Source organism: Algoriphagus sp., assembly GCF_046296635.1.
Taxonomy (GTDB): Bacteria; Bacteroidota; Bacteroidia; order Cytophagales; family Cyclobacteriaceae; genus Algoriphagus.
In genome coordinates, this window is the sequence record NZ_JBKBKZ010000049.1 from 1 (window position 1) to 9,447 (window position 9,447).

At 40.6% G+C, this 9,447-nt stretch carries 6 protein-coding genes; 5 read left to right on the forward strand and 1 reads right to left on the reverse strand.

What is annotated here, in order from left to right; genetic code table 11:
- The first annotated feature begins 198 nt into the window (after window positions 1–198).
- Both ACK4HU_RS21805 and ACK4HU_RS21810 read left to right on the forward strand, forming a co-directional pair.
- Window positions 199–534, forward strand: coding sequence for a YbaB/EbfC family nucleoid-associated protein (locus tag ACK4HU_RS21805; protein WP_409810280.1), 336 nt, complete (start codon window positions 199–201; stop codon window positions 532–534).
- Entirely contained in the window at window positions 531–1,532 is a 1,002-nt protein-coding gene (locus ACK4HU_RS21810) for a glycosyltransferase family 2 protein (protein WP_409810283.1), read from the forward strand. The genes ACK4HU_RS21805 and ACK4HU_RS21810 overlap by 4 nt, the downstream gene beginning before the upstream one ends.
- A gap of 52 nt (window positions 1,533–1,584) precedes the next feature.
- On the opposite strand, the gene ACK4HU_RS21815 is transcribed toward ACK4HU_RS21810, so the two are convergent.
- Window positions 1,585–1,803, reverse strand: a complete 219-nt coding sequence (locus ACK4HU_RS21815; protein WP_103924754.1) for a PspC domain-containing protein — start codon at window positions 1,801–1,803, stop codon at window positions 1,585–1,587.
- A 139-nt stretch (window positions 1,804–1,942) separates the two neighbouring features.
- Here ACK4HU_RS21815 and ACK4HU_RS21820 point away from each other — a divergent pair, with 139 nt between their 5' ends.
- The 3 genes from ACK4HU_RS21820 (at window position 1,943) to ACK4HU_RS21830 (ending at window position 9,189) form a co-directional block, all read left to right on the forward strand.
- Window positions 1,943–3,649, forward strand: coding sequence for a TPR end-of-group domain-containing protein (locus ACK4HU_RS21820; protein WP_409810286.1), 1,707 nt, complete (start codon window positions 1,943–1,945; stop codon window positions 3,647–3,649).
- A 470-nt stretch (window positions 3,650–4,119) separates the two neighbouring features.
- Window positions 4,120–7,401, forward strand: a complete 3,282-nt coding sequence (locus ACK4HU_RS21825; protein ID WP_409810289.1) for a SusC/RagA family TonB-linked outer membrane protein — start codon at window positions 4,120–4,122, stop codon at window positions 7,399–7,401.
- Window positions 7,402–7,455: 54 nt separating this feature from the next.
- Complete coding sequence (locus tag ACK4HU_RS21830; RefSeq protein WP_409810292.1) at window positions 7,456–9,189, forward strand: RagB/SusD family nutrient uptake outer membrane protein; 1,734 nt, start codon at window positions 7,456–7,458, stop codon at window positions 9,187–9,189.
- The last annotated feature ends 258 nt before the right edge of the window (window positions 9,190–9,447 follow it).

Genomic DNA, 9,447 nt, shown 5'->3' on the forward strand with positions numbered 1-9,447 from the left:
CATATTCCTCCCCTCCCCTAAACAATCAGAATCCGGAGGCCGAGCGAAGTCGAGGTCATTTTGATTTACTGGCAAAGAAGCGGATACACACAAAAATTTATATAGCTTTTAAAACTAGGTTTTATAGTTATGAAGAGATATAAAATTTTGGATCATAATTAAAGTTTTCAACATAAATAATTAAAAAACGCAATAGCTATGTTTGATATAATGGGAATGATGGGTAAAGTGAAAGAGGCCCAGGCGAAAATAAAAGAAACTCAGGCTCGACTGGTTCACTTGACTGCGGAAGGTGAAGCAGGTGCCGGGATGGTCAAAGTCTTGGTCAATGGTGATCGAAAGGTCATGAAAATCGAAATGGACGAGTCCTTGGTCAATGCCAGCGACAAAGAAATGCTCAGCGACTTGATTGTGGCGGCTACCAACAAAGCGATGGAGGCCATAGATTTTAAGATCAAAGCTGAAATGAAAACTGCTACTGAAGGTATGATCCCAAATATCCCGGGTATGGACTTGGGAAGTATGTTCGGATGAAGGAGGCGGCAATTGTCATTTTAAATTTCAACGGTAGGCAAGTTTTGCCTACTTTCTTACCCTCTGTGATCAGTCACAGTGAGTTCGAGATTTGGATCATTGACAATGCAAGCACGGATGATTCAGTTGAATTTTTGAAAGAAACCTTTCCCGATGTCCGCTTAATCACTTTAAAATCAAACTTTGGTTACGCGGGTGGGTACAACTGGGGATTGGAACAAATAAGAGGTCATTACGAATTTTTTATTTTACTTAATTCTGATGTTGAAGTCACTCAGAGATGGGATTCAAGTTTGATTAATTGGTTTGAAAAAAATCCGGATTACGCTGCTCTTCAACCCAAAATTCTTTCCTGGCAGGACCGCACAACTTTTGACTATGCAGGTGCCGGTGGAGGTTTTTTGGATGGTTTAGGCTATCCCTATTGCCGGGGAAGGATTTGGAATACATTGGAATCGGATCATGGACAATATGATGATGAAGTTCAGGTAGACTGGGCTTCGGGTGCTTGTTTGGCCATCAGAGCGAGTGATTTTTTTGATCAAGGGGGATTTGATGCACATTTTTTTGCGCACATGGAAGAGATCGATCTGTGTTGGAGATTGCGTGTGTCAGGGCGTAAAATCGGGTACTTAGGTTCGGTGACAGTTTTTCATCAAGGTGGAGCGACTTTGGATCGTTCCAGTCCAAGGAAACTTTATCTTAATATCCGAAACAGTCTAAGCATGATTTATAAAAATGTTAGTGGTTTTAATTTTTTTGGAATAATTCTGGCTAAAAGTGGCTTTGAATTGGCAGCCGCTCTTGGTTATTTGGTGAAAGGGGAGAAAGAATTTGCTCTTGCGATCTTCAGAGGCTATCGAGATTTCTGGAATAGAATTGGACTATTGGAAAAAACAATAAAAAAGCCTGAAATGGAAATTTCCACCTCAGGCCCTGTTCGATTAATATTTTGGAATTCTCTGATTTTGAGAAAGCGTCTCTTCAGTCAGCTTTAACCCGGATTATGCATTAGAATCCGCAGTAGATTTTCTAATGAATATTTCGGGTTTAATCAAAAAGTACAGGATTATTCATTTTTCGGAAATATTTGCGGATTTTCATCATCATTGCCATACTTACGTAAAGGATGATTGGAGACCCCATGGTCACGAAAGAGGAATAGATAAAGAACAACCGGATGCTGTCAATAGGGAAATTCAGTTTTTCTCCGAGGCGTGAACAAACACCAAAAGCACGCTCTTCGAAGAATAATTTTAGTTTTTCCATGGATTGTGGTGAATTAGATTGCTAAAAATACTACAAAATGATATTAAATTCTTTAAATCAACTTACTATAAGTTTGTTTAAAACTCTGATAGGGGTGGTTTTAATTACCCCTCATTTTTTATTTGGCGGTCCAATAATAATGCCTGAAAATAAATTCCTGAAGGATGCTCAATTAATACCCAAAAAACTTAGGCTGGAAGGCGATTCCATTCGGTTTTCAGTAAAAGGCACAATTCCCATAGAATCTGTACTTTCACCCAAAAACCCTAAAGTCTTTATTTCTTTCAAAGGTGAAAAAAGTCAGCTGGATCTTGAGGCAGTTGAATTAAAAAAGAACGTTTCAAATTATTCATACGAAAAAAAAATCTCCCTAAAATACGAGCCATGGATGTCTGCGGGCACCTTGGAGCTGTCTTTTTACCAAGGGAAAAGAGAAGGTCAAGAGCCTTTTGAAAAGAAAGTGCTTGCAAAAGGGGTAATGACACCACAACTGATGGTCAAATTAGGAGCGGTCTATCCAGACGAACCGATTCCCCTAATTGGACTGTTTATTACCTCAGGTGTTGATGACAGGGAGATTGTTCGGGTTCAAGATTTTTCCTTGCAATTTGACCTAGGATCTTTTACCTATAAGTCAAATGCAGAAAATCTGAAAGCTATTCAGGAAATAGACAGCTTCCTTACATCCAATCCAGATATACAAGAAATAAAAATTACTGGAATCCAATCCCCTGAAGCTGGTGAAGGAAAAAATGGTGCTTTGGGCATGAACCGTGCGGAATCTGTAAAGACATTACTTGGTACAAGAATAGTTGCTTTTCCAAATTCTAAGGTAAAAATTGATTCTCGTCGCAACGATTGGTTTGATCTTCGATTGCTTTTGGGTGATTATAAAGGAATATCAACAAACCGTAAAGAGGAGCTTTATACAATTCTGATGAATCAGGAGAGTTACCTTGATCAAAACGAGCGCCTGAAAAAAGTGCCTGGTTTCTCACAAGTTGCCCAAGACCTCTATCCAAAGCTGCGTGTAGCTAAAATTGAAATCCAAGCCAAACCAAGAACAGGTTTGGATATGCAGCAATCCATGAAGCTCAGAGAGGCACTTTCGAAAACAGATGGCACAAATGGATTAACACTTGAAGAATGGGCCCTAGCTGCGGAAGCTAGTCAGAGTTTGGAAGAAAAGGCTGTGATTTATTCTAAAATGACAGAATTTTTTCGATCAGCTTTACCCTATAACAATATGGCGGTGGTGCGAATCCGTCAGGCACAACGAACACTCGATCAGCAGTCCAAAGAAATTCTGTGGGAAGAGGCCCTCAGACTTTTAACCCAAGCTCAGCGGATAGATCCCAATCCTTATACTTTTCACAATCAAGGTCAGGTTCTAGCGCTACAAGGTGACCATTGGGAGGCATATTTGAAGCTTTCTGAGGCTTCATCCCTCAGCCAAAATCCTGATTTTCAACAAAGGAATGAAGCATTGAGAGGGGCTTTGGATATAGTAAGAGGAGATTATAAGCTGGCAACCCTTCGATTTGACTACAAATTTTCAGATCCAAGAGATTATTTTAATAAAGGACTTGCCTATTATATGATTCAGGATTATGTAAATGCTACGATAGCATTTGAGGAGTCCGTGGTTCAGGGAAGAATGTTTGGATATGGGTTTTATGGCCTAGCAATGATAGCGGCCGCCAGTGGTCAAAATGAGATTGCATTAATACACTTGAAGAAGGCAATAGAGGCAAATCGGCAGTTATCCGAGAAAGCTTACCAAGATCCGCTCTTTGAGGAGCTCCGGGAGAGTAAAGAATTTTTCTCTGAATTATCGTTAAACTGATTTTCGTTTTTTTCTGAATTTTTAAAAATGTTTCGTTTTTTTAAAGAATTCTCAATGAAGCAACTTTTATTTTGAATAAATGTATTTTTCACTACGTTTTACACGACTTTGCACTGATTTGAATACGGCTTTTTATCATAGAGTTGGAAAAAATCAATTTTTAATTTGGACTGAGGTGTTTGAAAATTGTTTTAGATTATTTAACATTGAGGGTTAAGAATTAACAATTAAACCCAAAATTCAAGCCTATGATCTATTTTACTTAAAATTATCCTACTCTCAAACAGCATCAGAAGATGCACTCAAACCTACTGGTTTTTCTTTAGCAGGTCTTTTTGACCACGGTAAATCGCGATGAAATCTTGATAATCAGGTGTTCTCATCGTTAAAATTTTGAGAATAATCGCAAACGATTGCATAATCAATTAACAAATAAGTTTTTGAGATTAATCTTGTTACCCAATCTATCTATGTTTATGAAAAAAGTTTACAAATTTCTAAGCGTGTGCCTCACGCTCTTAGTCCTATCCGCCGGTGCTGCCTTTGCGCAGAAGACTGTGACGGGTACGGTTCTAGATGAGTTTGGATTAGGCCTCCCGGGGGTTTCGGTCCTTGTGAAGGGTACTACTACCGGCACAGCCACGGATATTGACGGAAAATTTTCCCTTAATGTCCCAAATAACCAGGCAACCCTGGTATTTTCTTTCATTGGTTACACTGCAATCGAGCAGGTAGTAGGTACCCGAAGTGTCGTTGACATTAAAATGGCTCCGGATGAAAGAACACTTACTGAACTAGTCGTGACCGGTTACTCTATCGATTCGAGAAGAGAAACAACCGGAGCGATCTCCACAGTCAATCCGAAAGACTTGACAATAATACCTACAGGTAACGTTGAGCAGACGCTACAAGGTCGTGTTTCGGGTGTGACGGTGATTACAAATGGTCAGCCAGGTACCTCATCAATCATCCGTGTTCGTGGTTTCGGTGCCTTCGGTGGTAACGAACCATTGTACATTGTGGATGGATTGCCAACGGGTTCAACTGACTTCCTAAATCCTGATGACATCGAATCAGTTACAGTGTTGAAAGATGCTGCTGCTGCTTCTATCTATGGTGCTCGTGCTGCAAACGGTGTAATCGTTTACACTACTAAGCGTGGAGCAAGAAACAAAAAGTTGAGAGTGGATTATAACGGTATGTTTGGTGTCACAGATCCAGGAGTTGGTATAGATATGATGAATCCTCAGGACTATGCAGATTACACTTGGATTGCAGAGAGAAATACCGCACAAATACTAAACAGAGCTCCAAATTATGGACATCCTCAATTTGGTACCGGAGCTACTCCAGTAATGCCTTACTATTTGAGCGTGATTACCAGAAACCCAACTACTGGAGCATTTAACACATTATCCGGTCAGCCAGGTCCACTTTCAGCAGCACAGATTGAGCAGCAGAGAGAATGGTACAATATCGATCCTTCTAGAGGAACTGTAAGGCAGCTCACTAGAGCGGCCACGGGAGAAGGTACAGATTGGTATGCTGAATTAACTAGACCAGCCATTCTACAGCGCCATTCACTAGGCTTCAATGGGGGGTCAGAGTCATCGAGATACTTCATTGGCTTTGGAGTACAAGATCAAGAGGGTATTATGATCGGTAACTCATTCAAAAGATACTCCTTGAGAGCCAATTCTGAGTTTGATGTAACCAAGCGAATCAGAATTGGACAAAACTTCCAAGGAACTTATCGTCAGGTATTGGGTCAGACAGGTGGTGCAGGTGGACGTGGAATTTCTGATGACGAAAATGATATTCTTCAGGCCTTCCGTATGCCATCTATAATTCCCGTTAGAGACGAATTTGGTGGCTACGCAGGAACTGCAGCCCGAGGTTTCAATAATCCAAGAAGCCCAATCGCAAACAGAGAAGGTCAACTAAATAACAGAGGATTCAATGCCTCAGCCTTTGGTAATATTTATGCAGAATGGGATATCATTGACAACTTGACTTTCAGAACGTCTACGGGTGGTCAGTACAACAACAACTATTTCTGGAACTTTACCCGATTGCAGTATGAGAACTCTGAAAATAACTCTGCTTTTGGATACGGTGAAGGAGGAGGATTCTCATTTGGATGGACTTTCACCAACACACTTGCTTACAAGAAGAAAATTGACAAGCATGATTTCAATGTGTTAGTAGGTCAAGAAGCTTTAAATTCAGGAGCAGGTAGAAACATCAACGCTGTAGGTCAAAATCCTTTCTCGGAAGATCCGGACTTCATCACTATTTCAAACTTACCGGTAAGTACAAGACAGGTCAACTCAGGCCAGTTTAAGGGAGTGAACTTTTCTTCATATTTTGGACAAATAAGATATACTTATAATGATAAATATATTGTAAGTGCAGTGTTGAGACGTGACGGTTCTTCAAGATTCGGTGCAAATGCAAGATATGGGGTATTTCCAGCATTCTCCGCAGCTTGGAGACTTTCTTCTGAGCCATTTATGCAAAGTGCTACTTGGATAGATGATTTGAAAATTCGAGGTGGATATGGTGAAATGGGTAACTCCAATAACGTAGATCCTAACAATCAATTCTCGCTATTTGCAGGTAACATCGGAGCTTCTTCTTATGATATCACGGGATCTAACTCAAATGCTCAGATAGGTTTCAGAAGATCAAGAATTGGTAACCCGAATGCACAGTGGGAAACTGCCGTAACTCAAAATATCGGTTTTGACGGTACCTTCTTCAATGGTCGTTTGGATGTGATCTTTGACTGGTGGAGAAAGGATACTAAAGACCTGTTGTTTACAGTTCCAATTCCTTTGACTGCTGGATCAAATGCTGCAGCACCTGCTGTTAACATAGGTGAAATGCTAAATAGAGGCTTGGATATTTTGGTAAGTACCAGAGGGAACCTAACCACTGACTTGACGTATGAATTGACAGTGACTGGGTCTACATTGAAAAATGAGATTGTTTACCTTGCACCGGGATTGGACTTTATTACCTCAGTTAACCCTAGTTATAGAGGTATCCAACCAATCCGAAATGCAGTAGGCCAACCTCTTTCTTCTTTCTTTGGATACAATGTGCTTGGTTTATTCAGAAATCAGGAGGATGTAAATTCTCATGCGGAGCAAGTAGGAAAGGCTCCAGGTCGCTTTAAATTTGAAGATGTAGATGGTGATGGTGTAATCACCCCTGCTGATCGGGTTTTCTTGGGTAACCCAGTTCCGGATTTTACCGGTGGTATGAACTTTACCATTGGATACAAAGGATTTGATTTATCTGCCTATTTGTACACTTCTATTGGAAATGAAATATGGAATCAGTCTAAGTGGTTTACTGACTTCTTCCAGACATTTGAAGGAGCTGCCATTTCTAACAGATTGAAAAATGCTTGGACTCCTGAGAATTTGGATGCCACGATACCGGTAGTGGAAAGAGTATCAAACTTCTCTAACTCAAACGTCGCCAATTCTTTCTACATTGAAGATGGCTCCTATTTGAGATTTCAGAACTTGACACTTGGCTACTCAGCACCTGCAAGTGTACTTAGCAAGTTGAAAATGGAAAGAGCAAGAGTTTTTGCTTCTGTTAACAACTTGGCTACAATTACTGGCTACAGTGGATTGGACCCTGCGGTTGGTGGTGATGCTGATTTGACCTTCGGTATAGACGTAGGTAACTACCCAGTTACGCGCAGTTGGACTTTTGGTTTAAACCTGAGCTTCTAACTCAAACATCTTAAAATGAATCGTGTTATAGAAACTATAATAGATTAAAAACAAATGAACAACTTTAAATTAAAAATCGGAGCCCTACTAGCATCCACAGCGATGATGGTAGCAGTGAGCTGTAGCGATGAGTTCTTGGACGTACCGCCAGTTGGACAGTTGTCAGAAAACCAACTTCGTTCTTTGGCGGGGATTGATGCATCTTTGATTGCAGCATATTCCCAAGTAAATGGTCGTGGTAACAGATTAGGATCTCCTTCCAACTGGGTTTGGGGGAGTATTAGAGGGGGAGAGGCTAATAAAGGTACTGACCCGGGTGATTTCACAACAATAAATCCAATTCAGCGATTTGAAAATGACTCTGAAAGTGGTGAGATGGGATCTAAATACAATGTTGCGTACGAAGGTATTGCCAGAGCTAACAATGTGCTAAGACTGTTGTCTAAAGCTGGGCCTGATGTAACTGCCAATGACAAGATTAGATTGACTTCGCAGGCTAAATTCCTTAGAGCTCATTTCTACTTTGAATTGGCCCGTGATTACGACAAAACACCTTACATAGACGAGACAGTAGATTATGGAAGTGGTTTGGAAGAAGTTAAAAATGATAAGTCACTTTGGCCATTTATCGAAAAGGACCTTCAGGATGCTGTTAAAGACCTTCCTGCAACTCAAGCTCAAGTAGGTCGAGTAAATCAGTGGGCTGCAAAAGCTTATTTGGCGAAGGTTTATATGTATCAGAAGAAGTTTGCCGAAGCTAAAACGCTGTTTACTGATGTGATCGAAAATGGAAGAACCTCCAATAATCTGAAGTATGGGCTAGTTCCATTTTATGATGATGTATTCCGTGGAGCAAAAGAAAATCATCAGGAGTCAGTCTGGGCATATCAGGCAGCTGCAGGAACAGGTTCTGTGAATAATGCTAACCCTGAGTTTGATTTGAACTTCCCATACAATACCGGCCCTGCAGGCCCAGGTAACTGCTGCGGTTTCTTCCAGCCAAGCTTTACTTTCGTAAATGCATTTAGGACTAATGCGAATGGTTTGCCTTTATTAGACAAATCTTACAACTCTCCTGCAAACGAAGTGAAAAGTGATATGGGAGTTGCTTCAGGTTCCGCTTTCACTCCAGATGCTGGCAATTTAGACCCACGTTTGGATCATACGGTAGGCAGGAGAGGTATTCCTTACTTGGATTGGATGGATCATCCAGGTCAAGCTTGGATTCGAAACCAACCAAATGGTGGTCCATATTCTCCTAAGAAGTATGTCTATCAAAGAGCTGAGCAAGGTACTTTCCAAGACAATTCTTCATGGACTCCTGGTTACACTGGTATTAATTTCATGATCATTCGATTTGCTGATGTGCTTTTGTTGGCTGCTGAGGCAGAAATCGAAACAGGTGGATTGGAGAAAGCTCGTGAATATATCAACCTTGTAAGAAATAGAGCAGTCAATTCTAAATTGATGAGAACCGGTGGTGCAATGGCAGCTAATTATGTGATAAGCATTTATAGTGCTCCATTTGCAAGTGCTGATGCAGCACGACTCGCTGTTCGTCATGAAAGATTGCTTGAATTGGGAATGGAAGGACATAGATTCTATGACCTTCAGCGTTGGGGCACTGCACAGGCTGAATTGGACTTCTACTTTGCTTATGATGGTGTAAAATTAACATCTGCCCTTGGTGGATCTAAGTACATAGACAGATATAAGTGGGTTCCAATCCCTCAAAATCAAATTGATTTGGTTGGACCTGATATACTTAAGCAAAATCCCGGATTCTAATCCTGGTAGTGACAATACATAAGAGGGAGGCTTTTGCCTCCCTTTTTTTATGATCAATTATTTCAACTCCTTTTTTCTACAGAGCGGAAAATGTTAATTTCAAGTCTGCTTGCATCACCCTATAAAACCTCAATCTTGCCCAGATTTAACTAGATATTTTGAAATGGGTGATTACTAAATTTGTATATCCGCTTCTTTGCCAGTAAATCAAAATGGCCTCGACTTCGCTCGGCCTCCGGATTCTGGTTGTTTAGGGGA